The following is a 24,803-nucleotide window of genomic DNA, read 5'->3' on the forward strand; positions in this document are numbered from 1 at the left end:
CATAAATATTTTTTACCCCCTGTTCCACGCGGGGGCGGCTTCGTTGCTCCCGTTTTGCGTCCCACACAAAAAGGGGTGGGGGGGGGAGAGGGAATCCAACCCCTCGTAGCCAGTTGGGAAGGCTGCCTTCCTCCATTTAAACCCCCCCCGCCTATGCCCGCGGACTTGCCTCGGGGCAGATAACCGGAATGAAAAGCAGCCGGGATCGATAGTCAACCGGATTCGCACATCACCCTGCAAACAGCATGTATATCAGCTACGGCGCATGCGGCCGGCGATGGCGACAATGCCAAGGCCGATCCAGCCCAGCACCGCAATGAGCAGAAGCGGCGCGGCCGGGATCATCAGCCAGCCCAGCACGCCCATGGTGTAAAGCGTATCGCCAATATCAATGCCGGCCAGCAGACACGGGTGAACACTGTTCTCATCCACCGTGCAGCCAAGCGTATTGGCGATCGCATAGGTCACCAGGACCGACAACAGCGGCAATAGCGCAATGAACGTCAGAATGGCGAGCACGACAGCTGCCGCACGCCGTTTCGAGCCGGTTTTCCGAGGCATCGCAAACCTCCAATCCTGCATGACAAATCCCAGGAATACATCTAGGCCCGTCAAATCGGCGTCTTGTCAATCAACCGCGGTTCACGACCGGAAATGTTTGGAGAGTTTCAGGCCCTGCGCCTGATAATTCGAGCCGAGGTCGGTGCCATAAAGGGCCTTGGGCCGCTCCAGCATATGTTCATAGATCAGGCGGCCGACGATCTGGCCATGCTCGAGAATGAACGGCACCTCGTGGCTGCGCACTTCAAGTACCGCGCGGCTGCCGGTTCCGCCTGCGGCGGTGTGCCCGAAACCCGGATCGAAGAACCCGGCATAGTGCACGCGGAATTCGCCGACCAGCGGATCGAACGGCGTCATCTCCGCCGCATAAAGCGGAGGAACATGCACGGCTTCACGCGACACGAGAATGTAGAATTCATCGGGATCGAGCACCAGTTCGCGTGCGCCGCGATCATGGATCGGCTCCCAGAAATCGAAGAGGTCATGCGCCCCGCGCTTGTCGACATCCACCACGCCCGTGTGGTGCTTGCCGCGATAACCGACGAGGCCGTTGGCATCGCCGGTCAGATCGATGGACAAGGCAATGCCGCCGCCCGATATGTTAGGCGTGTCCGACGCCACGAGCGTCTCGCTTGCATGCAGTGCGGTCAGTTCCGTCTCGTCGAGCTGTGCCCGCCCGGTGCGGAAGCGTATCTGCGAGAGACGCGATCCTGCCCGCGCGACAATCGGGAAGGTACGCGGGCTGACTTCGAGATAGATGGGGCCATTATATCCCGCCGGCACCTTGTCGAATTCCTGTGCCCCGTCAACAATGACGCGAGTGAAAATATCAAGACGCCCGGTCGAACTCTTGGGATTGGCCGATGCCGAAACCCCGGCGGGCAGCGCCAGGCTTTCCAGCAGCGGGACGATATAGACACAGCCGGTTTCCAGCACGGCACCGTGACTGAGGTCGATCTCGTGCAGCTTGAGTTTTTCCAGCTTGTTGATGACGGGGGTTCCGGGCCCCGGCATGAAACTGGCGCGCACGCGATAGGCTTTCGTGCCCAGGCGCAGGTCCAGGCTGGCAGGCTGGATCTGATCAGCGTCGAAATCACGCTCGGTTTTCAGTGCACCGGCCTGATGCAATGCCCTGATGCCGCTATCTGCCAGAATGCCCGCTTCACGTATACTCATATCGACCGCCGAAACCTCATATAATTTCCCAAAAGCTTTAGCGTCTCACCCGATTGACGCAAGCCGCCAAGAGGATTAAAGCAATTTTATCCCGTGGTGATTTGGCCGGCCGGCTTGCAGCCACGTTAAACAATTTGCTAAAAGAGGCCCGGTCTCGTCCGGCCTTTTTGCGATTCCCGCAAGGCCGGTTTTTTATTGGCCAGATTCTGGCAGATTGAGAAGACGATGACCACAACCCGTAAGCTGCGCCCCGCGACACAACTCGTTCATGCCGGAACCTTGCGCTCCGGTTTCGGTGAAACATCGGAAGCCCTCTTCCTCACCCAGGGCTTTGTCTATGACACGGCGGAAGCTGCCGAATCCCGCTTCAAAGGCGAAGAACCCGGCTTCATCTATTCACGCTACGCCAATCCGACAACCGACATGTTCGAAAAGCGCATGTGCGCGCTTGAGGGCGCGGAAGATGCGCGCGCAACGGCTTCGGGAATGGCTGCGGTTGCGGCGGCAATCCTGTGTCAGGTCAAGGCCGGAGACCACGTTCTGGCAGCGCGCGCCCTGTTCGGCTCGTGCCGCTACATCATCGAGACGCTCCTGCCGAAATATGGCGTGGACTTCACCCTGATCGACGGCTCCAAGGCCGAGAACTGGGAAAAGGCCATCCGCCCGAACACCAAGGCGCTGTTCCTGGAAAGCCCGACCAACCCAACACTCGAGATCGTCGATATTGCCGCGGTGGCCAAGGTCGCCAATTCCGTCGGCGCCAAACTGATCGTCGACAATGTGTTTGCGACCCCGCTGTTCCAGAAGCCGCTGGAACTTGGCGCCCACATCGTCGTCTATTCGGCCACCAAGCACATTGAAGGCCAGGGACGCTGTCTTGGCGGCGTCATCCTTTCCGACAAGAAGTGGATTGACGAAAACCTCCACGAATATTTCCGCCACACCGGCCCGGGCCTCAGCCCCTTCAATTCCTGGATCATGTTGAAGGGTCTTGAAACCCTGCCTGTCCGCGTCCGCCAGCAAACCGAAAGTGCGGCGAAAATTGCCGACTTCCTCGCGGACCATCCAGCAGTTTCCAGGGTTATTTACCCCGGCCGTGCGGATCACCCGCAGGCGGACATCATCGCCAAACAGATGACCGGTGGTTCCACGCTCGTGGCCTTTGAACTCAAGGACGGCAAGAAGGCGGCCTTTGATTGCGAGAACGGACTGGAAGTGGTGCGAATTTCCAACAATCTTGGAGATTCGAAGAGTCTCATCACACACCCCGCGACAACCACGCACAAAAACCTTACAGATGAAGCGCGTGCAGAACTTGGCATTTCGGACGGGCTGTTGCGCCTGTCGGTTGGCCTGGAAGATGCCGACGATCTGATCGAGGATTTCGATGCTGCCCTCAAGGCAGCCAAGTAAGATAGAACCAATCCCGCACTGAAACCAATTTCAGTGCGGGAACGGTATATTTAAGTATAAACGTTGCAGAATGTTGGCTATTCACATTAAATTTAATCATCTTTATGTATTGTAATGGTTGACGAGACGGCCACGACCCGCAATATCATTGATAAGACAAGGTTTATCATGTATCGCGCAGTCACTCAGAATATTGAAGTAATCGTAGAGCCATTCTATCTGGAGGAGCAGTCCAATCCGGAAGAAAACAGATATGTCTGGGGATACCGGATTACAATCGCCAATGAATCCGACGGCACCGTCCGGCTTCGGGCACGCTATTGGAAAATCACCGATGGGAACGGCCAGATCGAAGAGATTCGCGGCCCGGGTGTCATCGGTGAACAGCCGGTGCTCAATCCCGGAGACTCGTTCCAGTATTCCTCAGGCTGCCCGCTGACAACGACATCCGGTGTGATGGTTGGCCGTTATTCCATGGAAAGCGAAACCGGAAACTTGTTCGATATCGAGATACCGGCTTTTTCGCTTGATTTGCCGGATCAATTGCGGACATTGAATTAATTCTCGACCGGACTGTTGCCTTTGCAGAGCGCAATCGTTGCAAGCGCCATTTTGATCACATGCATGAGTACACGCCCTGATGACCAGCCAAACTGAAATGCCGTACCTGAAGGCGCTTGCCTGCTCCGTCGTTACCTTTGCCATTGGTGTCGGCGCACTTTTTATGGGCTATGCCCTGCCAAGCATTCAGGCCGGCAAGGCCGGCATGCCGGAACTTCTGGCGCTGGCGCTTGTGCCGGGCCTTGTCGTCGGCCTCTTCGCCAAACGTTCGGCGAAGCCGTGGCCGTTGTGGCTGATCATCGGTGCGTTCCTGATTGTCCTGGTTGCCGTCACCGCTGCCCACGAGGCGCTGGTATCCTGGCGGATCGCCAACGGGCTGCTGAAATAACAATTCACGTGCAGCGCTTGTGACGTCGCATTACGCCTTCTTGACGAATTCCGTTTTCAGAACCAGGCCTTTGACCTGTTTGGTGTTGCACTCGACTTCACCCTCGCGGCCGTTCAGGCGGATATTCTTGACGAGCGTGCCCCGCTTGATCGTCTCTGACGTTCCCTTGACTTTCAGATCCTTGATCAAGGTGACGGAATCGCCGTCCTGAAGCTCATTTCCGTTGCTGTCGCGTACGTCCACAGGGGGCAATCCTCGTTTGGATGATCAGTTTTTTGGCAGGAATTCCGCGGGGTCAAACTCGTAATGGGTCGAGCAGAACTCGCAGGTCACGCTGATCTTGCCATCTTCGATGCTGTCCGTGATCTCTTCGGCGGTAAATCCGGAAAGGACGCCTGCAATCTTGTCACGCGAGCAGGAACAATCGTCGTTCACCGGCACGGCGTCGAATACGCGGACGCCGCGTTCATGGAACAGGCGGTACAACAGCCGTTCGGCACCCACCTGCGGATCGGTCAGTTCCGAACTCTCGATGGTCGCAACCAGAGCCTTTACTTCAGCCCAATCATCGTCCTCTTCAATATCGTCCTCATCCTCGTCGGTATCCGGCGCATCGCCCGCAGGCAGATCACGCTGGCGGATGCGCAACTCGGATTCCGGCAGGAACTGCACGATCAGCCCTCCGGCGCGCCATTGCTCGACGGGTTTGCCATCCTCGCCGCGTTCTATGAGCTTGGCGACGGACAGGCGGATATCGGTCGGAATCTGCTCCGACTGGCGGAAATAGGTCTTGGCTATTTCCTCCAGGTTGGAACCGTCGAGTGCAACGATGCCTTGATAGCGCTGGGTGTACTCGCCCTGATCAACCGTCAGCGCCAGCGTTCCCGTCCCCATCAACTGCTCCGGCGAAAGCCGGTGCGCGGCGATCGCCTCGGCCAGCCGGTCTTCGTCATAGCGGGCATAGGCGCGCACCGAATTCGGCGTGCGGAAATCAACCACCAGCATGTCGACAGGCCCATCGGACTGCGACTGGAAAATGAACTTGCCGTCGAATTTCAGTGACGTTCCCAAGAGCACGGTCAGGACAATCGCTTCGGCCAAGAGCTTTGCAACCGGCTCCGGGTAGTCGTGCCGGCTGAGAATATCGTCCAGTGCCGCACCCAATTGCACGGCGCGGCCGCGGGCATCGAGTGTCTCGACTTGAAACGGCACAACCGCATCATCCCCGGCGAAGACGTATTCGTCGGAGCGCTTGGTGATGTCAGGCATATCAGACACGCGGGCGACCTCCTTCGAGACACCAGGCTAGAATGGCTTTTTGTGCATGCAACCGGTTTTCGGCTTCATCGAAAACGACCGAGTGCGGCCCGTCAATAACGGAATCCGTTACTTCTTCGCCGCGATGGGCAGGCAGGCAGTGCATGAACAGGGCATCGGGATGCGCGTGCTTTATCAGGGCATCATTGACCTGATAGGGCATGAACACATTGTGACCGCGCGCACGGCCTTCCTGTCCCATCGAAACCCATGTATCGGTGACGATGCAGTCAACGCCCTCGACAGCCGCGATAGGATCGGACGTCAGCTTGACATTGCCGCCGGCGCTCTTGGCCCAGGCGAGATATTTGCTCTCGGGCTCGCTGCCTTCCGGCGTGGCAATATTCAGGTTGAAATCAAAGCGCGCAGCCGCTTCGACGAGCGAATGCAGCACATTGTTGCCATCGCCTGTCCAGGCAAACGTCTTACCCCTGACCGGACCGCGATGCTCTTCGAACGTCATGATATCGGCCATGATCTGGCATGGATGCGTGTCGTCCGTCAGGGCATTGATGACGGGAACCGTGGCGTTCTCAGCCATTTCGATCAGCCGGTCATGGGTCGTCGTGCGCATCATGATGATATCGACGTAGCGCGAAAGCACCTTTGCCGTATCCGCAATGGTCTCGCTGCGGCCGAGCTGCATTTCGGAACCGGTGAGCATGATGGTTTCGCCGCCCAGCTGGCGCATGCCGACATCGAAGGACACACGGGTCCGCGTCGAAGGCTTGTCGAAAATCATCGCAAGCACCTTGCCTGCAAAGGGCTTCTCGATATTGCCTGCCTTGAGGCGGTTCTTGCGCGCGCGCGCATCATCAAGAATGGAACGCAACACACCGGAAGAAAGCGCCGAGATATCCGTGAAGTGACGGAGGTCCTGCTTGATTGTCATGACAGTTCCCTACGCACTCTTCTGCCGGGCCGTGACCGACAGACGTTCGGCAGCGGCTTCAATCCGGGAAAGGGCCTCACGGGCCTCTTCTTCGGTCACGACCAAAGGCGGCAGCAACCGAATGACGTTGTCGCCGGCACCAACGGTGAGCAGGTGTTCGTCACGCAGGGCCTGAACGAGCGCTGTATTGGGAACAACACTCTTGATGCCCATCAACAGGCCGCGGCCGCGTACTTCCGCAATGACCTCGGGATAGCGATCGGAGATCGAGGCAAGGCCCTGCTTCATGAAGAGGGCGACCTGCTGCACATGCTCGAAAAAGCCGTCGGCGAGAATGACATCAAGTACGGCATTGCCGACGGCCATGGCGAGCGGATTGCCGCCATAGGTCGTGCCATGCACGCCGGCTGTCATGCCCTTGGCTGCCTCGACCGTTGCGAGACAGGCGCCAAGCGGGAAACCGCCGCCGATGCCCTTGGCGACAGCCATGATATCGGGCGTGATACCCGACCACTCATAGGCAAAGAACTTGCCCGTGCGTCCGACACCCGACTGAACTTCATCGAGGATCAGCAGCAGGCCGTTCTCGTCGCAAATCTTGCGCAGACGGCGCAAATCCTCATCCGGCACGGGACGCACACCGCCCTCGCCCTGGATCGGTTCAATCAGGATGGCAGCGGTCTGGGGACCAATGGCCGCCTTCAATGCCTTCTCGTCACCAAAGGGCACCTGATCGAAGCCCGAGACTTTGGGGCCGAAGCCTTCGAGATACTTTTCCTGGCCGCCGGCAGCGATCGTCGCCAGCGTCCGGCCATGGAACGCGCCTTCGAACGTGATGATATGAAACCGTTCCGGGTGACCGTTGACATAGTGATAGCGCCGCGCGGTCTTGATCGCGCATTCCAGCGCTTCCGCCCCGGAATTGGTGAAAAACACCTTGTCGGCAAACGTGTTGTCCACGAGACGCTGACCAAGACGCCTTTGCCCCGGAATTTCATAAATATTGGACAGATGCCAGAGCTTGTCAGCCTGGGTCTTCAGGGTTTCGACGAGATGCGGATGCGAATAACCCAGCGAATTGACGGCAATGCCGGCAGCGAAATCCAGATAGCGTTCACCGCTCTCGGTCGTCAGCCAAACACCGTCTCCTCGCTCAAAGCGCAGATCCGCACGAGCAAAAGTGTCGTATAGCGGTTGCGCGTTTGCGTCCGTCATGTCGTTTCGGGCCTCCAATACCCTGTTTTGATCTGCTGTTTGCTAAGAAGAAACCGGCAGCGATGAAATCAAAAAGCCGCCCACAAGGGCGGCCTGACGCTGGTAATATCATCATTCAATCCGCAATTGTCAAATGAACACTTCAAAAACATAGCCGCGACAGTGCGTCCGCGCGAGGCGGTCTTTCCATAAGGTTTTCAAATCTGTAGCCAAGCGACCATACGGAAAGCGACATGATCTGCAAGAAATGTCATTTATGCCGCGTTTTCTCGCGCAAGTTGGGGAAAACCCAAAAAAGCAAGCCGCTTCCCACGCCCGACTCTTGTCACAGAGTCATCGCATATTGTAGCTTGAGAAACGGAATAGCTAGATTTCGTGCGGCGGACCTCGTCACCTGGATAGATATAGTATCTGCAATCTGGAGCAATCCAGATGTGAGGGAAGGATTCAGCCTAGAGTCCGCACAATACGGAGCCAAGGAAGATGAACTGGACAGATGAGCGCGTAGAACAGCTGAAGAAGCTTTGGGCCGAAGGTCTGAGCGCAAGCCAGATCGCAGCACAGCTGGGTGGCGTCAGCCGCAATGCGGTCATCGGCAAGGTGCACCGCCTGAAACTGTCAGGCCGCGGCAAGACCACATCGACCCAGACACGCAGCAAGAAAGTCAACACGACCGCTTCAGCCGGACATCGCAGCAGCGTCAGCACGTCGGCGCAGATGACGAGCCGTGTTGTGACCAAGAGCGTTGGCGCAACAGCGCTGCAGCAGGAATATTTCGTCGACACGGTTACGCAGACCGTGATGAAGCCCTCGACGGATGTCGTGGTGCCGATCTCGCGGCGTCTCGAACTGGTGCAGCTCAGCGAGCGCACCTGCAAGTGGCCGATGGGCGATCCGTTGCAGCCTGATTTTCACTTCTGCGGAAATGATGTCGGCGAAGGCGGCCCGTACTGCACCTATCATGCCCGCCTGGCCTATCAGCCGGCGTCCGATCGCCGCCGCGCTCGGTAATCTGCAAGGCACATAGATAGGGAAAGGCGCCGTCAGGCGCCTTTTTTATTGGCGTCAAGCCTTGGCTTTCTGCGGACCGAAGGCAACCGTGAACGATGAGCCCTCGCCAACGCGGGAGCGAACCACAAGCCGGGCCCGGTGCCGCGTAAGGATGTGCTTGACGATTGCCAGACCGAGACCCGTGCCTTTCTGGGCCCGGCTGGTCTCGATATTGACGCGATAAAAGCGCTCGGTCAGCCGCGGTATATGTTCTTCCGGTATGCCAGGGCCAAAATCCTGAATAGTGGCTTTGATCCCCTCGCCATTGTTTTTGAGCTCGACAACCACCTTCTTGCCGGACTGGCCGTATTTGCAGGCGTTCTCCAGAAGATTCTGGAAAACCTGCGTCAGTTCATCCCGATCGCCGAGGACCATGACCGGCCCGGGATCGATATGGCGTTCGATTTCAATGTCGAGGTGCGTGGCGAGCGGGCGGAGAGTGTCCACCACATGATTGAGAACGATCGTCAGGTCCACCTGGTCCTTCACCGCGATATGGGCCTTCATTTCGATGCGCGACAGGGACAGAAGATCATCGATGAGCCGTGCCATGCGCTCAGCCTGCTTCTGCATGATCTCCAGAAAATTGTCGCGGGCAACGGCGTCGTTGCGCGCGGGACCGCGCAGCGTTTCAATGAAACCGCTGAGTGACGCCAGTGGCGTGCGCAATTCATGGCTGGCATTGGCGATGAAGTCCGAGCGCATGCGCTCCAGACGATGCGCCTCGGTCAGATCGCGGAATGACAGGAGATACTGGCGGTCGGAACCGCCCTGGTCCAGACGCAGCACTGTGGCGCGATACCAGCGTTCAACCGGGACACGCTCGGAATAATCAATCGATCCGGCCTGCGCATCCGACATGACCGACTGGACCAGCGTCTGCATCTCCGGTGCGCGGAAATGCAGGAGCAGCGTACCGCCGCGCGCCAGAGGCCCGAAAGCGCCGTTGGCCGCCGGATTGACATAAAGAATTGTCCCTTCGTGATCAAAGATGATCAGGGGATCGGGCAATTGCGCCGCAAGCTGCTGACCGGACAGGCGGAAGATCGCCGGATCGCTGACCGGCTGTGCACGGGTGGTGTCGTCGCTGCGCGGGATGCTTGCCGACAAGGCGACCACGCCCAGGAGCAGAAGCATCAGAATGGCAAAGCTCAGCCACCAGGACACGCCGGAATTCAGAACGAGAGCGGTGAGAAAGGCAGCGGCACCAAGAATATAGCGCGCGCGAATGATCCGCTGCATCGCCCTTTGCCGCAAACCGCGGCTTTCCTGCCCTGAACCGAATATGCTCATGCGTTCAACTCCCTGCCCTGCCATGCTTGTCATCGACACTGGACGCCACAACGCTGTCCCAATAACATGGCTTCATGTCAATTGAGGGAGACTGTCTTGGCCAAAAATTCGAAAGAGAAATCCGACCAGCCGCATGTCGGTAAGACAACGCTTAAACTCAGGATCGATGGGAAGAAGCGGAGTTTCGATATCGACGATGCCAAACTGCCGGACTGGATTGACGACGGCGCCCTTGCGTCCGGTGACTTTCCCTACACGGATAAAATGAACAGGGCCGAATACGAAAAAACACTCGAACAGCTGCAGATTGAACTGGTCAAAATGCAGAGCTGGCTGCAGGAAACCGGCGGCCGCGTGATAACCGTCTTCGAAGGGCGCGATGCAGCCGGCAAGGGCGGAACGATCTTTACCTTGCGCCAGTACATGAACCCACGCAATGCGCGCAACGTTGCCCTGCCCAAGCCCACGGAAACCGAAGGCGGGCAATGGTACTATCAGCGCTACGTCTCGCATTTTCCGACGAGGGGCGAATTCGTCACGTTTGACCGCTCCTGGTACAATCGCGGTGGTGTCGAACCCGTCATGGGTTTCTGTACGCCGGAACAGCATGAATCGTTCCTCGAGGAAACACCCGGCTTCGAACGCATGATCGTTGCCGACGGTATCTTCTTCTTCAAGTTCTGGCTCAATATCGGCCAGATCATGCAGTTGAAACGTTTTCACGATCGACGCCACAGCCCGTTGAAGAACTGGAAGTTCTCGCCGATGGATATTGCCGGTGCCGAAAAATGGGATGACTACACCAACGCCCGGAACGAAATGATGGCCCGGACCCATACGGCCCATGCGCCGTGGACCGTGGTGCGCTCCAATGACAAGCGCCGCGCCCGCATCGCCGTTATCCGCCGGGTTTTGCTGAGCTTGCCCTACAAGGGCCGGGATGTCGGGGTGATCGGCAATGAAGACGCTCTGATCATTGGTTCCGGTCCGGGGTTTCTTGAGTAGATTGTGCGGGCCGATGCGGCGTTTTCTCCCATAGGAAAGGCCGCGTGTTCAACTGCCCCAAAGCACGCCATGCCGCCAGGGACATGAGCAACCAGTAGAGCGGTATCCATGGCAGGATCCTGCCGGGCATTCCCTTGCCCGCCAGCGCGCGCTGCCCCAGCCGGTGGAACGAGAGATACCCCATCACGATATTGATGAGATCGATGCAGAGAATATCCCGATGCAGGGCAAAGACATCGCTTCCGGAAAGCCAGCACAAGGTGACCGAGAGCATAAACAGCAGCGTGACGGGATAAAGCAGGGATGAAACGATCATCCCCACCGCCAGAAGGTGATAGACGACGAAGCGCAGAATGCCCAACTGGACGAGAAGGGTAAACGGCTGGCGCATCTGCACAAGCCACGTCTGCATCCAGCCCTTGAACCAGCGCGTTCGCTGGCGAAACCAGATGCCGATTTCAGTTGGCGCATCTTCGATCGTCGCGCGTTCGATCATATCCGTCCGATACCCCAGACGCGCCAAACGGGTTCCGAGTTCCGCGTCCTCCGTGACGTTGTGCGGATCCCACCCTCCGATGGCGGTCAGGCAATCGGAACGAAAATGATTGGAGCTGCCGCCAAGGGGCAAGACCAGCCCGCGATGCGCGAGCCACGGCAGGAAGCTCTGGAAGTGCGCCGCATATTCGAAGGCGAACAGACGCGCGACCAGACTTTCATGGGCATTGGCGACCGTCAACGGAGCCTGGAGGCAGCCGAGTTTTTCATCGGCGCGCTGGAAGCGTTGAAAGGCTTCCAGCAACTGGTCTGGGTGGGGGCGATCCTCTGCATCGTAGACCACGACAAACGCTCCCTTCGACAGCAGGAGCCCGTAATTGAGCGCCTTTGGCTTCGTCCGCGGGCCATATCCGGATACGGAAATGATATCGAAGGACTGAGGCAGCCCCTGGCGCCTCAATGCGGCGAGTGTCGCCGCGTCATCCCCTTCGCAGAGGAAGAGAACCTGAAGCTTTGAACGCGGCCAGTTCAACGCCAGTATGGCTCTGACGAGCTGCGGAACAATGTCTGCTTCCTGATACAGTGCAATCATAACCGTGTAGATCGGAAGCTCTGCAGGATTTATTGCCAGCAGGGGTAACGGATTGTCGCCACGCGCATTTTTGCATGCCACGAGGCGCAGCAGGACACAGGCAAGAAAGAACAGCGAGAGGATGACATGCGCACCCTTCCAGCTCAGTTGCTGCTTCTCAAAGGCGCCCAGCAGCAGACAGCTTGCCAATATGCCGATCAGGATGCCTTGCTGGCCTGTCAGGACAGTTTTGGCCGAGTATTCGCAGCGGGAGTCTTCGATCATTCTTGCGGCTCTATCGGCGAGCAGATGCTGATGCCCGGCCCTGAGAAGCTCGCGCACCCCTGAGGGCGTGGTCACGCTCAAGCGGCCAGCCAGCTCCTTGCGGCTCGACAGATGGCGTTTGACTACGGCAATGTCGGCGATTGTCGGCGCAATATAGGTCAATGCATTGCTGTCGTGGTTGAGTGTCGTCGCAATGCGCGCGTGCGGCAGAATGGTGATATCCGGGCCCGATCGCAGAAAAATGCCGGTTGTTTGCGGTGCCGCTTCAAAAGCCAGTCCCGTTATGTCGGCGATACATTGGCCGATCAGCGCATCTTTGCCGCGAACGCTGGCGTAGAGTTCCTCGATAAAGGACGTGTTGCCGGCAATGGAATCCCTGAAGGCCCGTACGATCAGGATTTTTGCCAATCCGGCGCGGTGGAGACGCGCGGCCAGAGCCACTTCGATGTCTCGATGCAGCATCTTCCCTCTACCGAGAGCCTGATCTTTGAATATTATCGATCGTCAAGGCGCGTGTTTTCTGTAGAGGGAACGCCAACAGCATGAACTCAACTCACAATTCATAATTGAAAATAAAATTCGGAACAATTTATAGCGTTATAAGCGAAGAATAATATTGTTACGTCTCTTTATACCAATGGCAATTCTTCATAAGTCGAAGAACGGCACCTATTGCAGCCCATCACTCCGTGCAGCGGCACAGGACGGCCATCAAACCTGTCATGTCAGGATCACCCATGCTACTCTTCGGGCAAATCACATGGGCATCTCAAATCGAATGCATATCCGCACAATCGTTTTTTGCACGGCAGTTTTCCTTGGGGCGGGATTGTCACAATTCAGTGCAGCATCGGATTTCCCGCACTATTGGGATGGCCGGGAACATGTTGCCAAGCCAAATCTTTCGACGGTCGAGCGCATCCGGTTTGTGACCACGGTGGATTACCCTCCGTTCAATTTCATCGACGCCAGCGGACGGATATCCGGTTTCAACATCGATCTGGTGCGGGCCATTTGCAGCGAATTGAATGTGACCGCGATTTGCCAGATCGAAGCGCGTCCGTGGAATGAACTTCAGCAGACCGTGGAAAACGGCGAAGCCGAGGCCATTATCGCCGGATTGAAGCCGACGACACAATTGCGTGAAAAGTTTGCATTCACCGCCCCCTACATGCGGCTGCCTGCCCGTTTCGTCACCCTGAAGGAAACGACGCTGGAGGAACCTCTGGCAGACAAGCTCGAGAAGAAAGTGGTTGGCGTCGTGGACGGGTCGGTGCATCAGGCGATTTTCGCCGATTACTTCCCCGGGGACAGATGGGTCGGCTACCCCACACGCGCCCTGATGCTGAAGGATTTGCGTGACAAGAAAATCGATGCGGTTTTTGGAGACGGATCCGACCTGTCGTTCTGGATCGGCAGCCCGGAAGCGCAGAATTGCTGCACATTTTCCGGCGGGCCTTATATCGCACCACAGTTTCTGGGCGACGGCATGATGATTGCCGCAACCGCGAAGAACACAGATCTCGTCGATGCCTTCAATTTTGCATTGAAATCCATGGAGGAAAAGGGCACGACCTCCGAACTCTATCTACGGTACTTCCCCGTCGATTTTTATTGAAACCGCATGCAAAAGCCTTGTGAGACGCCGTGGCAATTGACGCGGCGAAGCTGCCGCCATAGTGTCCGCGCGCTTCACCACATGGCAGGAAAACAGGAAACCAAGAATGACTTCGCGCCCCAACACCCAAATCGAACTGACCCCCGAGCTGATCGCGGCGGCAGCAGAGGCCAAAGCATGGCCCTTCGAAGAGGCGCAGAAGATCATCAAACGCTATGAAAAGTCCGGCTATCCCGACTCGATCCTGTTCGAGACAGGATACGGCCCGTCCGGCCTGCCGCATATCGGCACGTTCGGCGAAGTCGCGCGCACGTCGATGGTCCGCCACGCCTTTCGTGTCCTGACGAAGGACAGCGTCAAGACAAAGATCCTTTGCTTCTCGGACGACATGGACGGATTGCGCAAGGTTCCGGACAATGTGCCGAACCGGGAGATGATGGCTTCGCATCTGGGCAAGCCGCTCAGCCGCATTCCCGACCCGTTCTCCAACGAGTATCCATCGTTTGGTGCGGCCAACAATGCGCGGCTGCGGGCGTTTCTCGACCGTTTCGGTTTCGACTACGAATTTGCCTCGGCAACGGACTATTACGCTTCCGGCCGGTTCGATGAAACATTGCTCAAGATGCTCGCGGTCTATGACGATGTCATGAACATCATCCTGCCCACCCTAGGTGAGGAACGCCGGGCAACCTATTCGCCTTTCCTGCCCATCAGCCCGCGCACCGGCGTTGTCCTGCAGGTCCCGATGATCGCCCGCAATGTGCAGAAGGGCACCATCACCTATGAGGACCCCGATACCGGCGAACACATCGAAACGGAAGTGACCGGCGGCAAGGTCAAGTGCCAGTGGAAGGCCGACTGGGCCATGCGCTGGACCGCCCTTGGCGTTGACTACGAGATGGCCGGCAAGGATCTCATCGACTCCGTGACCCTGTCGTCCAAGATCTGCCGCGCCATTGGCGGCCGGGCGCCCGAAGGCTTCAATTACGAGCTCTTCCTCGATGACAAGGGGCAAAAAATTTCCAAGTCGAAGGGCAACGGCCTGACCATCGATGACTGGTTGACCTACGCGCCGACCGAAAGTCTGGCACTTTACATGTTCCAGAAGCCGAAGACGGCGAAGAAGCTGTATTTCGACGTGATCCCGAAGGCCGTGGACGAGTATTTCACCTTCCTGTCCGCCTATCAGCGGCAGGAATGGAAGGAGCGCCTCGGCAATCCGGTCTGGCATCAGCATTACGGCAATCCGCCCGTGCTCGACATGCCGGTGCCCTTTGCCATGCTGCTCAACCTCGTCAGCGCGTCGAATGCCGAAAATGCCGATGTTCTCTGGGGGTTCATCTCCCGCTATGCGCCCGGCGTGACGCAGGAAAACAACCCGAAGTTGAACGAGCTCGTCACCTATGCGATCCGCTACTTCAACGATTTCGTCAAGCCGACCAAGAAGTTCCGCCCCGCGGACGACGTTGAGCTTGCGGCGTTGAAGGGCATTGATGCGCAGCTTGCCACCTTGCCGGCGGATGCGGATGGCAATGCCATCCAGAACGCCATGCTGGACGTTGCCCGTGGCATCGAACGCTATCAGGATCACACCAAGAAGAGCCCCGAAGGCGGGCCCGGCGTATCGGTGTCGTTCTTCCAGATGCTCTATGAAGTGCTGATCGGACAGGAACGCGGGCCGCGGTTCGGTTCCTTCGTCGCGCTTTACGGCATCGCCGAAACGCGGGCCCTCATTAAAAAGGCGTTGATGGGCCAACTGGCATAGTTGCTCCATATCTGGAGCGAAATCGAGGGAGGACGGAATGATTGACCATATCGGAGTGAATGTCAGCAATTTCGACGAGAGCAAAAAGTTCTACCAGAAAGCCCTCGCGGCCATTGGCTATGAATTGATCCTCGAGTTCCCGGCATCCGTGACCGGGAGTGCCGACGTTGCCGGCTTTGGCGAAGGCGGCAAGCCCGATTTCTGGATCGCCAGCGGCATCGCGAACAATCCACCGGCGCACGTTGCATTTCGTGTCAACACGCGCGCACTCGTCGATGCCTTTCACAAGGCAGCCCTGGAAGCTGGCGGCAACGACAATGGCCAGCCAGGACTGCGCCCCCATTACCATCCGGACTATTATGGCGCCTTCGTGCGTGATCCGGACAACCACAATATCGAGGCCGTCTGCCACGAAGGCTGACACCTCAAACCTTTCTACTCCGGCTTTGGCGGGAACGGCGCATCCGGAGCGGGTACAGCCAGCGGTGCCGGCTGTGGTTCTGCCGATGGCAGCGGCAGGTCGCCGGCGGCAACGGGAGATGGCAAGTCGCTGGCGGCCGGAAGCGATGGTGGCGGGCTGCCGAAAATGCCGAGTTTTGCCTCCTGCGCCTTTTTCATATTATCGGCCAGGGGCGAGCCGTCACTGGCTCTCGCCCAGCCATTGTCAACAAGCCATGCGGCCAGATCGGTCGTACCAAGCTTGCACTGGGTGGCAACGAGCGCGTCCGGAGGAAGGTCGGGAACATTGCATTCTATGGCGCGCGAACGCAGCCAGTTGCGAAAGGCAGTGCGCGCCGCCGTGCCGCATGGCCAGGACGTCCCGCCATCGACAGCGCATGTTTCTTCCGGCGGCACGACATTGATCCCCTCGATGGCGATCCTGTAGCCTGAGACATCCACGGTTCCCGCGGCCGTCGCTACCGCGCGGTAAAGCAGTTTGGGCCGTGCCGTCGTATCGACAGGCACGGGAGGCGGAGGGGGTGCAGGCGGGGTCGCGTGGCCCATGTCACTCAAGGGTTGGCGTGGTTCGATACGCTGCAACGGCCCGGATTCCTTGCCGGTCATCGAAAATCCATCCGGATCGACCTGCCGCGCGGCAGTGGCGGGTTTGGCTGGGGGGGGTGGCGATTTCGGCCGGTTGCGGCGGTGTGTCCGGCGCGGCCCCACCTGTATCAGCCGGCACCTGAAAGTTTTCGGGGGCAATCGTCACGTCCTGCCCGCTTACCCCTACCGCTGGCAGTCCGATATAGAACGGGGAAACAAAGACATAGGCCAGACAAAGTCCGACCAGAATGGTCAGAACGTAAAGCGGCATCCGGCGCATGGGAAATGGCTCCCTGTTATTGGCTGGCCCACAGGATTCGGGCGATCCAGTCGATATGAACCGCATCAAACGTCCGGTTGGCATGCTCCGGATTCATCGATTGCAGTTCAATGGTGCGCGGGGTCTGGCGCGTCAGAATCTTCGCCATGACCTCGCCTTCCTTCGTGCGGACAACGACGCGGTCGCCGCGGCGCACCGGAGCGCCCGGGGCGACTATGATCGTATCGCCGTCGCGATAAAGCGGCAGCATGGAATCCCCGGAAACCTCCAGCGCATAGACCGCTTCTCCGGAACCAACGGGAAACTCAACCACGTCCCAGCCCTGGCCGACCGGGAATCCCCCATCGTCGAAGAAGCCGCCGGCGCCCGCCTGGGCAAACCCCAGAAGCGGTACGGACCGTATGGCACCCATGCCGGCCCTCGTACCCTTGCCGCCGACAACCAGCGTCATGAATTCATCGAGCGAAGCGCCCGTCGCTTCCATGATCTTGGCCAGCGACTCCGTCGACGGCCAGCGGGCACGACCATCGACCGCATAACGTTTGGATTTGTTGAACGTGGTGGGATCAAGCCCGGCGCGCTTCGCCAGTCCCGAAACGGAAAGCGAATGACGTTCCGCCAGCGCATCGATGGCCGCCCAGATACGGTCATGTGAGAACATGGGACTCTTCCAGATAAAGGAAAAAATACCTTCACTAAAGTTTTAGGAGGGAATTGGGGAAAAGTCGAGATAAAACGCGGAAAACTTTCTTATAATGCGAGAGGACCCGTGCGTGGTTCGACAAGCTCACCATGAGGGAGGGCGAGGATTGCAGGGAGCTATATTCTGCAACGTTTGCGATTAGCCTTGCAGCCAAATCACTCCCCTCATGGTGAGCTTGTCGAACCACGCACCAACAGCAATGAGGGGATCAGCAAGTGATCCCCTCATATCTCAGTCAGGCAGCCTTTTTCTTCTTGGCTTCAACCGGATAGGGATTGAAGCGTTCATAGAAGGTGTCACCCTTCTCGGCCATGTCGAGCAACAGCTTCGGCGCCTTGAACTGGGCACCGTATTTGCGCTGCAGGCCTTTGGCGATTTCCACGAACTTCGCCGCGCCGATGCCATCGATATAGGACAGCGTTCCGCCCGTATAAGGCGCGAAACCGAAGGCCAGGATCGAGCCGACATCCGCTTCGCGCGGATCGGTGACAATCCCCTCTTCCATGACGCGCGCCGCTTCCAGCGCGATGGTGAAGAGGAAACGCTGCTTGAGCACTTCCACATCGATCTTGTCGGCGTCCTGCTGCGGATAGAGCGTCTTCAATTCCGGCCACAGATGCTTTTTGGCCGGCTTGGCCGGATAATCATAGAAGCCCTTGCCGTTCTTGCGGCCACGGCGGTCGTACTTGTCGACCAGCGTGTTGACCAGTTCCACATGCCGCGGATCGACGGCCTTCGGTCCGAGATCGGCAAGCGTCGCCTTGAGGATTTTCTGCGACAGATCGATGGCCGTCTCGTCATTGAGCGCGAGAGGCCCGACCGGCATGCCTGCCATGCGGGCAACATTCTCGATCATTGCAGGCGGAACGCCTTCCACGAGCATGTTGTAGGCTTCCGACATGTAGCGCAGGACGCAGCGATTGACATAGAAACCGCGAGTATCATTGACGACAATCGGGGTTTTCTTGATCGCACGCACATAATCCAGCGCGACAGCCAGCGCCTTTTCCGATGTCTTCTTGCCGAGGATAACCTCGACAAGCATCATCTTGTCGACGGGCGAGAAGAAGTGGATGCCGATGAAGTTCTTCGGGCGCACTGATACCTTGGCAAGGCCGGTGATCGGCAGGGTCGAGGTATTGGAGGCAAACACGGCCGCAGGCTTCAGCACGGCTTCCGCCTGCTCCGTTGCCTTGCGCTTGACATCACGGTCTTCGAACACGGCTTCGATCACAAGGTCGGCACCGTCAAGCTCGGCATATTGCGTGGTGGCGGTGATCAGGCCAAGGAGCTTTTCCTTGTCTTCCGCCGTTGCCTTGCCCCGCTGGATATCCTTGGTGATCAGCTCAGCCGTATGCGCCTTGCCCTTGTCGGCGGCTTCCTGCGTCTGATCGATCAGGACAACGGGAATCCCGGCCTTGGCTGTGACAAAGGCGATACCTGCTCCCATGAAACCGGCACCGATGACACCGACCTTCTTGAACTTGGTCGGCTTGACGTCGGCCGGGCGGCGCGCCCCCTTGTTCAGTTCCTGCAGGGAAACGAACAGCGAGCGGATCATCATGCCCGCTTCCGTGCTCTGCAGGATGTTGGTGAAGTAACGCTGCTCGATCTTCAGACCGGTATCGAAGGGCACGAGAAGGCCTTCGTAGACGGATTTCAGGATCGCTGCGGCACCGGGATAATTCCCATAGGTTTCGCGGCGCAGAATAGCTGTCGCAGCCGGCCAGAGATTGGCACCCGCTGCCGAATAGATCGCACCACCGGGGAGCTTGAAACCCTTTTCATCCCATGGCTGGACTGGCTTCAAACCGGCCTTGATCATCTTCTTGGCGGTTTCGACGAGCTTCTTGGCCGGCGCGATTTCATGCACGAGGCCCATGGCCTTTGCACGCGCGGCAGTCAGGCTGGAGCCCGTCGTCATCATTTGCAGGGCGTCCTGCTGGTTGGTCAGGCGCGGAACGCGCTGCGTGCCGCCGGCACCCGGGAAAATACCGACCTTCACCTCAGGCAGGGCCATCTTCACCGATGGATCATCGGAAACAACGCGGCCATGGCAGGCCAGCGACATTTCGAATGCGCCGCCCATGCAGGTGCCGTTGATGGCCGAAACCCATGGCTTGCCCGATGTTTCGAGCTTGCGGAACAGGCCGCCCATCTTGCCTGTGTTTTCGAACAGGAGTTCGACGGCCTTCTTGGGATCCCGCGCCTTTTCCTCCTGGAACAGCTGGAACATGCGCTTGAGCATGGTGAGGTCCGCGCCGCCGGAGAAGGTATCCTTGCCGGATGTGATAACCGCACCCTTGATCGCCTCGTCCTTGGCAACGCGGTCGACGATGGCGTCGAGTTCCTTCATCACCTCTTCGGTGAAGACATTCATCGACTTGTCGGGCATATCCCAGGTGACCAGCGCAATGCCGTCCGCGTCGACGTCGAATTTGAAGTTTGTATAGCTCATCTTCTGCTCTCCCTCAGACGCGTTCGATAATCGTTGCGGTGCCCATGCCGGCACCAATGCACAGTGTGACCAAGGCCACATTCAGGTCACGGCGCTCCAGCTCGTCAAGCACCGTGCCGAGGATCATCGCACCGGTTGCCCCGAGCGGATGGCCCATGGCGATGGCACCGCCATTCACGTTGATCTTGTCGCGCGGAATGTTGAAGGCCTGCATGTAGCGCAGCACAACAGCCGCAAAGGCTTCATTCAGTTCGAACAGATCGATATCCGAAATCTTCATCTTGGCGCGCTTCAGCAGCTTTTCCGTCACATCGACCGGACCGGTCAGCATCAAGGCCGGATCGGAACCGATATTGGCAAAGGCGCGGATGCGGGCGCGCGGCTTGGCACTCAATGCCTTGCCGGCGCTTTTCGAGCCGAGCAGGACACCAGCGGCACCGTCAACGATGCCGGAGGAATTGCCGGCATGGTGTACGTGGTTGATGGTCTCAACTTCCGGATGCGCCTGAATACCAACGGCGTTGAAGCCGCCCATTTCACCCGGCATCACGAAGGAGGGATTGAGCGATGCCAGCGCCTGCATATCCGTTGCCGGACGCATGTGCTCGTCGTGATCAAGGATGGTCAGGCCGTTCTGGTCCTTGATGCTGAGAACCGAATTCTTGAAGTAGCCCTTCTTCCAGGCTTCCCCAGCGCGCTTCTGGCTTTCGACGGCATAGGCGTCGACATCATCGCGGGTAAAACCATACTTGGTGGCGATCAGATCGGCCGATACACCCTGCGGCATGAAATAGCCGGGAAGGCCCACCGACGGGTCCATGTACCAGGCACCGCCGGACATACCCATGCCGACGCGCGACATGGATTCCACGCCGCCGGCGATGACGATGTCATCGGCACCCTGCACGATCTTGGCGGCGGCAAAATTCACCGCGTCGAGGCCAGAGGCACAGAAGCGCGAAATCTGCATGCCGGGCGCCTTGAAATCATATCCGGCTTCGAAAGCCGATGAACGCGGAATGACAGCGCCGGCTTCACCGACGGGATCAACGCAGCCATAGATGATGTCGTCGACGAGTCCCGTGTCGAGACCATTGCGGTCGCGCAGCGCTTCCAGCACCTTGGCGCCGAGACGGACGGCGGGCACTTCATGCAGGCTGCCATCCTTCTTGCCCTTGCCGCGCGGCGTGCGGACGTGGTCGTAAATATATGCTTCGGCCATTTCATTCTCCCTTTTCGAACCGCACCTCAGAGGCTGCGGGCGATCAAAAGCTTCATGATTTCATTGGTTCCGCCATAGATCCGCTGGACGCGGGCATCGCGGAACATACGTGCGATCGGGTATTCGTTCATATAGCCGTAGCCGCCATGCAGCTGCAGGCATTCGTCAACGATCTTGTTCTGCAGGTCGCTCAACCAGTATTTCGCCATGGAGGCGGTGACCGGATCGAGCCCGCCATTGACGTGGCGTTCCACGCAGTGATTGTAGAAGACGCGGCCGATGGTGGCTTCCGTCTTCATCTCCGCCAGTTTGAACTGGGTATTCTGGAAGTCGATGACCGCCTTGCCGAAGGCCTTGCGCTCCTTGACATAGTCCGAGGTAATCGCGATGGCGCGCTCGGCCATGGCAATCGCGGTGCCGCCGATCTGCAGACGTTCCTGCGGCAGTTGCTGCATCAGCTGGACAAAGCCCTGACCTTCTTCGGTTCCGAGCAGGTTCGCTGTGGGCACGCGGACATTGTTGAAGAACAGTTCCGAGGTATCGTTTGATTTCAGCCCGACCTTGTCGAGGTTGCGGCCGCGCTCGAACCCTTCCTGTCCGTCCGTCTCGACCACAATGAGCGATGTGCCCTTGGCGCCCTGCGACGGGTCCGTCTTGGTCACGACGACAACCAGATTGGCGAGCTGACCATTGGTGATGAAGGTCTTCGATCCGTTGATGACGTATTGATTGCCGTCCTTCTTGGCGCTTGTCTTTACGCCCTGAAGGTCGGAACCGGCACCCGGCTCGGTCATGGCGATGGCGCCGATCAGTTCGCCGGTCGCCATCTTCGGCAGCCACTTCTTCTTCTGCTCTTCCGAACCATAATGCAGAATATAGGGAGCAACGATTGAATTGTGCAGGGCTATGCCGAAGCCATCGACACCAACATGGCTGATGGCTTCCAGGATGGCGCTTTCATGGGCATAGGTACCGCCGGCACCGCCATATTCTTCCGGCATGGAGGCGCACAGAAGCCCGTTCTCGCCGGCAAGCTCCCAGATGGAACGGTCGAAAATTTCCTGCTTCTCGAAACGGTCGTAGTGCGGCAGCACCTCGGCTTCGAGAAACTTCGAAGCCATGTCCTGCAGCATCACCACATCGTCAGTCTTCCAGTCGGGTTTTGGTACGCCCAACACGTCTTCCGGCCGAATAGACATCTCTAACCTCCCTAGAAATCACCTTTCGCTGCATATGGGAGCCTCCGCTCCCTTTTGCATCAATCAGAATGCCTCCGCCGTCAGCGTCATCATCGTGTCCGCGCCAGTCTGGATGCGGGCGAGATGCGCCGATGTTTCCGGCATGACGCGTTCCATGAAGAATTTCCCGGTGACGAGCTTGGTCTCGTAGAAATCCTTCTTCTCGGCACCTTCCGCCAGCTTCGCATGGGATGCCTTGGCAATCTGCGCCCACATGTAGCCAAGCGATACCAGACCGAAGAGATGCATGTAATCGGTCGACGCTGCCCCGGCATTGTCCGGGTTCGCCATGCCGTTCTGCATCAGCCACATCGAGGCGGCCTGCAGGTCATTGAGGCCTTTCTTCAGATGCTTGGTGAAGAAGGCGAGCTTTTCATCGCCGCGGTTCTCCTCGCAGAAATCACCGACCTCCTTGAAGAACGCCATGACGGCGCGGCCGCCATTGGCGCCGAGCTTGCGGCCGACGAGGTCGAGCGCCTGCACGCCATTGGCACCTTCATAGATCATGGCAATGCGCGCATCGCGCACATACTGGCTCATGCCGTGTTCTTCGATGTAACCGTGGCCGCCATAGACCTGCTGCGCCATGACCGCATGTTCAAAGCCCTTGTCCGTCAGGACGCCCTTGAGAACCGGGGTCATCAGGCCAAGAATATCATCGGCAATCTGCTTGTCACCCTCGTCGTCGGAACGGTGCGCGACATCCGACTTGAGCGCGGACCACAGGATGAAGGCGCGGCCCGCTTCATTGAACGACTTGATCGTCATCAGAATGCGGCGGATATCCGGATGCACGATCAGAGGATCGGCTTTCTTGTCCGGCGCCTTCGGCCCGGTCAACGAACGGCCCTGGAGACGCTCGCGCGCATATTCCACCGCGTTCTGGTAGGCGACTTCCCCGATGGACAGGCCCTGCAGGGCAACGCCGAGACGCGCCTCGTTCATCATCGTGAACATGGCGCGCAGACCCTTGTTCTCGCCGCCGATGAGGTAGCCCGTGGCTTCGTCATAGTTCATCACACAGGTCGAATTGGCGTGGATGCCCATCTTCTCTTCAATCGAGCCGCAGGATACGCCATTGCGGGTACCGGCATTGCCGCTGTCGTCGAGATTGAACTTCGGCACGATGAACAGGGAAATGCCTTTCACGCCTTCCGGCGCACCCTCGATACGGGCAAGCACCAGATGGATGATGTTTTCCGACATGTCATGCTCACCGGCGGAGATGAAAATCTTCTGGCCGGAAATCTTGTAGGAGCCATCGCCATTGGGCACAGCCTTGGTGCGCAGCAGGCCGAGATCGGTGCCGCAATGCGGCTCGGTGAGGTTCATGGTGCCGGTCCAGGTGCCATCGACCATTTTCGGCAGATAGGTCTGCTTCTGATCGTCGGTGCCATGCGTCAGGATCGCGGCAATCGCGCCCTGCGTCAGGCCGGGATACATCACCAGCGCCATATTGGCCGAGGACATGTATTCGCCAACCGCAACATGCAGCGCGTAAGGAAGACCCTGACCGCCGAATTCCGCCGGTATGGCCAGGCTCATCCAGCCGCCTTCGCGGTACTGATCGAAAGCCGCCTTGAAGCCTTTGGGTGTGGTGACCGTGCCGTCCGCATGACGCACGCAGCCTTCGTGATCACCGGACTGGTTGATCGGAAACAGCGTGTTTTCGGCCAGCTTGGCGCCTTCGCTCAGGATTGCCGCAACGATATCGGGCGATGCATCGGCGAAACCTGGCAGGTTGTTGTAGCGTTCATAGCCCAGGACATCGTTCAGAATGAAAAGCGTGTCTTCAACGGGCGCGCGATAACTCGGCATCAGTTTCCTCCAAAACATAAACGAGCAAAACGGCCCGGAGACTTCGGTGCCGTCGGATTTTCCATCTCTTTAACAAATTTTGACGTTTCCGTAAACGTCAAAATTTTGTGAAGTTTTGCTCCTGTGGATCAATCTTTCTGAATGGGATGCCCTGTTCAACGAGACGATGGCGATGAGAGATGGATTCCAGCGATTTCGGCTGGTGCCGCGTCTATGAATTACAATGCCAGCGTATCACATTTTTAACGCTTCCGGCCCATCTCTTAACCAGTTGTTTACCACGTTTCGCCAATGTCACGGTGTCGGTAAACCGTGTCTATGAGTGATTTGTTTTTCACGGCTTGTCGGACCGCATGGGGCAAACGGTCCCGGCTTTCCGGATTGGCAATGTGCAGAACGCATTCTTGAGCTTCGGAAGACCGAGACCAGACAAAG

The 24,803-nt window shown here is 58.2% G+C and carries 23 protein-coding genes and 1 riboswitch; of the genes, 8 read left to right on the forward strand and 15 right to left on the reverse strand.

Annotation, left to right across the window (positions count from 1 at the left end; translation table 11 throughout):
* Positions 1-252: 252 nt before the first annotated feature.
* Both RDL77_RS02425 and RDL77_RS02430 read right to left on the reverse strand, forming a co-directional pair.
* Positions 253-561, reverse strand: a complete 309-nt coding sequence (locus tag RDL77_RS02425; RefSeq protein WP_223611875.1) for a hypothetical protein — start codon at positions 559-561, stop codon at positions 253-255.
* A gap of 81 nt (positions 562-642) precedes the next feature.
* Positions 643-1,737, reverse strand: coding sequence for a 2'-deoxycytidine 5'-triphosphate deaminase (locus tag RDL77_RS02430; RefSeq protein WP_223611877.1), 1,095 nt, complete (start codon positions 1,735-1,737; stop codon positions 643-645).
* 83 nt (positions 1,738-1,820) lie between these two features.
* Positions 1,821-1,900: riboswitch (SAM riboswitch) on the forward strand.
* A 62-nt stretch (positions 1,901-1,962) separates the two neighbouring features.
* On the opposite strand from RDL77_RS02430, the gene RDL77_RS02435 reads away from it, so the two are divergent.
* The 3 genes from RDL77_RS02435 to RDL77_RS02445 all read left to right on the forward strand — a co-directional run bounded on the left by RDL77_RS02435 (position 1,963) and on the right by RDL77_RS02445 (position 4,099).
* The gene (locus RDL77_RS02435; RefSeq protein WP_223611879.1) at positions 1,963-3,150 is read left to right on the forward strand and encodes an O-succinylhomoserine sulfhydrylase; all 1,188 of its coding nucleotides are present in this window, start codon (positions 1,963-1,965) and stop codon (positions 3,148-3,150) included.
* Between the two features lie 168 nt (positions 3,151-3,318).
* Positions 3,319-3,711 (forward strand): Co2+/Mg2+ efflux protein ApaG, encoded by a 393-nt coding sequence (gene apaG / locus RDL77_RS02440; protein WP_105736766.1) that lies wholly within the window; start codon positions 3,319-3,321, stop codon positions 3,709-3,711.
* A 79-nt stretch (positions 3,712-3,790) separates the two neighbouring features.
* Positions 3,791-4,099: a hypothetical protein gene (locus tag RDL77_RS02445; RefSeq protein ID WP_223611880.1), complete on the forward strand. Its 309-nt coding sequence runs from the start codon at positions 3,791-3,793 to the stop codon at positions 4,097-4,099.
* Positions 4,100-4,129: 30 nt separating this feature from the next.
* On the opposite strand, the gene RDL77_RS02450 is transcribed toward RDL77_RS02445, so the two are convergent.
* The 4 genes from RDL77_RS02450 to RDL77_RS02465 are packed head-to-tail and all read right to left on the reverse strand — an operon-like array spanning position 4,130 to position 7,523.
* The gene (locus RDL77_RS02450) at positions 4,130-4,342 is read right to left on the reverse strand and encodes an alkylphosphonate utilization protein (RefSeq protein WP_162800123.1); all 213 of its coding nucleotides are present in this window, start codon (positions 4,340-4,342) and stop codon (positions 4,130-4,132) included.
* A 24-nt stretch (positions 4,343-4,366) separates the two neighbouring features.
* Positions 4,367-5,368: an Hsp33 family molecular chaperone gene (locus tag RDL77_RS02455; protein ID WP_223612398.1), complete on the reverse strand. Its 1,002-nt coding sequence runs from the start codon at positions 5,366-5,368 to the stop codon at positions 4,367-4,369.
* Between the two features lies 1 nt (position 5,369).
* Entirely contained in the window at positions 5,370-6,308 is a 939-nt protein-coding gene (argF, locus tag RDL77_RS02460) for an ornithine carbamoyltransferase (protein WP_288191666.1), read from the reverse strand.
* 9 nt (positions 6,309-6,317) lie between these two features.
* The gene (locus RDL77_RS02465; RefSeq protein WP_288191667.1) at positions 6,318-7,523 is read right to left on the reverse strand and encodes an aspartate aminotransferase family protein; all 1,206 of its coding nucleotides are present in this window, start codon (positions 7,521-7,523) and stop codon (positions 6,318-6,320) included.
* 483 nt (positions 7,524-8,006) lie between these two features.
* Between RDL77_RS02465 and RDL77_RS02470 the strand changes: the two genes are divergently transcribed.
* Positions 8,007-8,534: a GcrA family cell cycle regulator gene (locus RDL77_RS02470; protein ID WP_223611884.1), complete on the forward strand. Its 528-nt coding sequence runs from the start codon at positions 8,007-8,009 to the stop codon at positions 8,532-8,534.
* Positions 8,535-8,588: 54 nt separating this feature from the next.
* Here RDL77_RS02470 and phoR read toward each other — a convergent pair whose 3' ends face one another.
* The gene (gene phoR / locus RDL77_RS02475) at positions 8,589-9,866 is read right to left on the reverse strand and encodes a phosphate regulon sensor histidine kinase PhoR (RefSeq protein WP_223611886.1); all 1,278 of its coding nucleotides are present in this window, start codon (positions 9,864-9,866) and stop codon (positions 8,589-8,591) included.
* 162 nt (positions 9,867-10,028) lie between these two features.
* Between phoR and ppk2 the strand changes: the two genes are divergently transcribed.
* The gene (gene ppk2, locus RDL77_RS02480; RefSeq protein ID WP_374042651.1) at positions 10,029-10,871 is read left to right on the forward strand and encodes a polyphosphate kinase 2; all 843 of its coding nucleotides are present in this window, start codon (positions 10,029-10,031) and stop codon (positions 10,869-10,871) included.
* Here the strand turns inward: ppk2 and RDL77_RS02485 are convergent.
* Positions 10,840-12,684: a glycosyltransferase gene (locus tag RDL77_RS02485; RefSeq protein WP_288191668.1), complete on the reverse strand. Its 1,845-nt coding sequence runs from the start codon at positions 12,682-12,684 to the stop codon at positions 10,840-10,842. The two genes, ppk2 and RDL77_RS02485, sit on opposite strands and share 32 nt — an antisense overlap.
* A 367-nt stretch (positions 12,685-13,051) precedes the next feature.
* Between RDL77_RS02485 and RDL77_RS02490 the strand changes: the two genes are divergently transcribed.
* From RDL77_RS02490 to RDL77_RS02500, 3 genes are all read left to right on the forward strand, one after another.
* The gene (locus RDL77_RS02490; RefSeq protein WP_288191669.1) at positions 13,052-13,840 is read left to right on the forward strand and encodes a transporter substrate-binding domain-containing protein; all 789 of its coding nucleotides are present in this window, start codon (positions 13,052-13,054) and stop codon (positions 13,838-13,840) included.
* Between the two features lie 106 nt (positions 13,841-13,946).
* Positions 13,947-15,605 carry a lysine--tRNA ligase gene (locus RDL77_RS02495; RefSeq protein ID WP_288191670.1) on the forward strand — a complete coding sequence of 553 codons (1,659 nt, stop codon included), beginning with the start codon at positions 13,947-13,949 and terminating at the stop codon, positions 15,603-15,605.
* Positions 15,606-15,642: 37 nt separating this feature from the next.
* Entirely contained in the window at positions 15,643-16,026 is a 384-nt protein-coding gene (locus RDL77_RS02500; RefSeq protein WP_223611893.1) for a VOC family protein, read from the forward strand.
* 14 nt (positions 16,027-16,040) lie between these two features.
* On the opposite strand, the gene RDL77_RS02505 is transcribed toward RDL77_RS02500, so the two are convergent.
* From RDL77_RS02505 to RDL77_RS02535, 7 genes are all read right to left on the reverse strand, one after another.
* Complete coding sequence (locus RDL77_RS02505; RefSeq protein WP_288191671.1) at positions 16,041-16,670, reverse strand: thermonuclease family protein; 630 nt, start codon at positions 16,668-16,670, stop codon at positions 16,041-16,043.
* Positions 16,612-16,929, reverse strand: coding sequence for a hypothetical protein (locus RDL77_RS02510; RefSeq protein WP_288191672.1), 318 nt, complete (start codon positions 16,927-16,929; stop codon positions 16,612-16,614). Before RDL77_RS02510 ends, RDL77_RS02505 begins: the two co-directional genes overlap by 59 nt.
* 16 nt (positions 16,930-16,945) lie before the next feature.
* On the reverse strand, positions 16,946-17,590 hold the full coding sequence (locus RDL77_RS02515; protein ID WP_288191673.1) for a helix-turn-helix transcriptional regulator: 645 nt from the start codon (positions 17,588-17,590) through the stop codon (positions 16,946-16,948).
* A 277-nt stretch (positions 17,591-17,867) separates the two neighbouring features.
* Complete coding sequence (locus RDL77_RS02520) at positions 17,868-20,090, reverse strand: 3-hydroxyacyl-CoA dehydrogenase NAD-binding domain-containing protein (RefSeq protein ID WP_288191675.1); 2,223 nt, start codon at positions 20,088-20,090, stop codon at positions 17,868-17,870.
* 13 nt (positions 20,091-20,103) lie between these two features.
* Entirely contained in the window at positions 20,104-21,312 is a 1,209-nt protein-coding gene (locus tag RDL77_RS02525; RefSeq protein WP_223611899.1) for an acetyl-CoA C-acetyltransferase, read from the reverse strand.
* Between the two features lie 26 nt (positions 21,313-21,338).
* Positions 21,339-22,511: an acyl-CoA dehydrogenase family protein gene (locus RDL77_RS02530; protein WP_223611901.1), complete on the reverse strand. Its 1,173-nt coding sequence runs from the start codon at positions 22,509-22,511 to the stop codon at positions 21,339-21,341.
* Between the two features lie 63 nt (positions 22,512-22,574).
* Positions 22,575-24,368 carry an acyl-CoA dehydrogenase C-terminal domain-containing protein gene (locus tag RDL77_RS02535; protein WP_288191677.1) on the reverse strand — a complete coding sequence of 598 codons (1,794 nt, stop codon included), beginning with the start codon at positions 24,366-24,368 and terminating at the stop codon, positions 22,575-22,577.
* Positions 24,369-24,803: the final 435 nt, after the last annotated feature.

Source organism: uncultured Phyllobacterium sp. (assembly GCF_902479695.1).
In the GTDB taxonomy this organism is placed as follows: domain Bacteria; phylum Pseudomonadota; class Alphaproteobacteria; order Rhizobiales; family Rhizobiaceae; genus Phyllobacterium; species Phyllobacterium calauticae.

Bases quoted from the DNA above. Each gene is read 5' to 3' on its own strand.
- RDL77_RS02425 (WP_223611875.1), bottom strand. From the start codon at position 561: ATGCCTCGGAAAACCGGCTCGAAACGGCGTGCGGCAGCTGTCGTGCTC.
- RDL77_RS02430 (WP_223611877.1), bottom strand. From the start codon at position 1,737: ATGAGTATACGTGAAGCGGGCATTCTGGCAGATAGCGGCATCAGGGCA.
- RDL77_RS02435 (WP_223611879.1), top strand. From the start codon at position 1,963: ATGACCACAACCCGTAAGCTGCGCCCCGCGACACAACTCGTTCATGCC.
- apaG (WP_105736766.1), top strand. From the start codon at position 3,319: ATGTATCGCGCAGTCACTCAGAATATTGAAGTAATCGTAGAGCCATTC.
- RDL77_RS02445 (WP_223611880.1), top strand. From the start codon at position 3,791: ATGACCAGCCAAACTGAAATGCCGTACCTGAAGGCGCTTGCCTGCTCC.
- RDL77_RS02455 (WP_223612398.1), bottom strand. From the start codon at position 5,368: ATGCCTGACATCACCAAGCGCTCCGACGAATACGTCTTCGCCGGGGAT.
- argF (WP_288191666.1), bottom strand. From the start codon at position 6,308: ATGACAATCAAGCAGGACCTCCGTCACTTCACGGATATCTCGGCGCTT.
- RDL77_RS02465 (WP_288191667.1), bottom strand. From the start codon at position 7,523: ATGACGGACGCAAACGCGCAACCGCTATACGACACTTTTGCTCGTGCG.
- RDL77_RS02470 (WP_223611884.1), top strand. From the start codon at position 8,007: ATGAACTGGACAGATGAGCGCGTAGAACAGCTGAAGAAGCTTTGGGCC.
- phoR (WP_223611886.1), bottom strand. From the start codon at position 9,866: ATGAGCATATTCGGTTCAGGGCAGGAAAGCCGCGGTTTGCGGCAAAGG.
- RDL77_RS02485 (WP_288191668.1), bottom strand. From the start codon at position 12,684: ATGCTGCATCGAGACATCGAAGTGGCTCTGGCCGCGCGTCTCCACCGC.
- RDL77_RS02495 (WP_288191670.1), top strand. From the start codon at position 13,947: ATGACTTCGCGCCCCAACACCCAAATCGAACTGACCCCCGAGCTGATC.
- RDL77_RS02500 (WP_223611893.1), top strand. From the start codon at position 15,643: ATGATTGACCATATCGGAGTGAATGTCAGCAATTTCGACGAGAGCAAA.
- RDL77_RS02505 (WP_288191671.1), bottom strand. From the start codon at position 16,670: ATGACCGGCAAGGAATCCGGGCCGTTGCAGCGTATCGAACCACGCCAA.
- RDL77_RS02510 (WP_288191672.1), bottom strand. From the start codon at position 16,929: ATGCGCCGGATGCCGCTTTACGTTCTGACCATTCTGGTCGGACTTTGT.
- RDL77_RS02515 (WP_288191673.1), bottom strand. From the start codon at position 17,590: ATGTTCTCACATGACCGTATCTGGGCGGCCATCGATGCGCTGGCGGAA.
- RDL77_RS02520 (WP_288191675.1), bottom strand. From the start codon at position 20,090: ATGAGCTATACAAACTTCAAATTCGACGTCGACGCGGACGGCATTGCG.
- RDL77_RS02525 (WP_223611899.1), bottom strand. From the start codon at position 21,312: ATGGCCGAAGCATATATTTACGACCACGTCCGCACGCCGCGCGGCAAG.
- RDL77_RS02530 (WP_223611901.1), bottom strand. From the start codon at position 22,511: ATGTCTATTCGGCCGGAAGACGTGTTGGGCGTACCAAAACCCGACTGG.
- RDL77_RS02535 (WP_288191677.1), bottom strand. From the start codon at position 24,368: ATGCCGAGTTATCGCGCGCCCGTTGAAGACACGCTTTTCATTCTGAAC.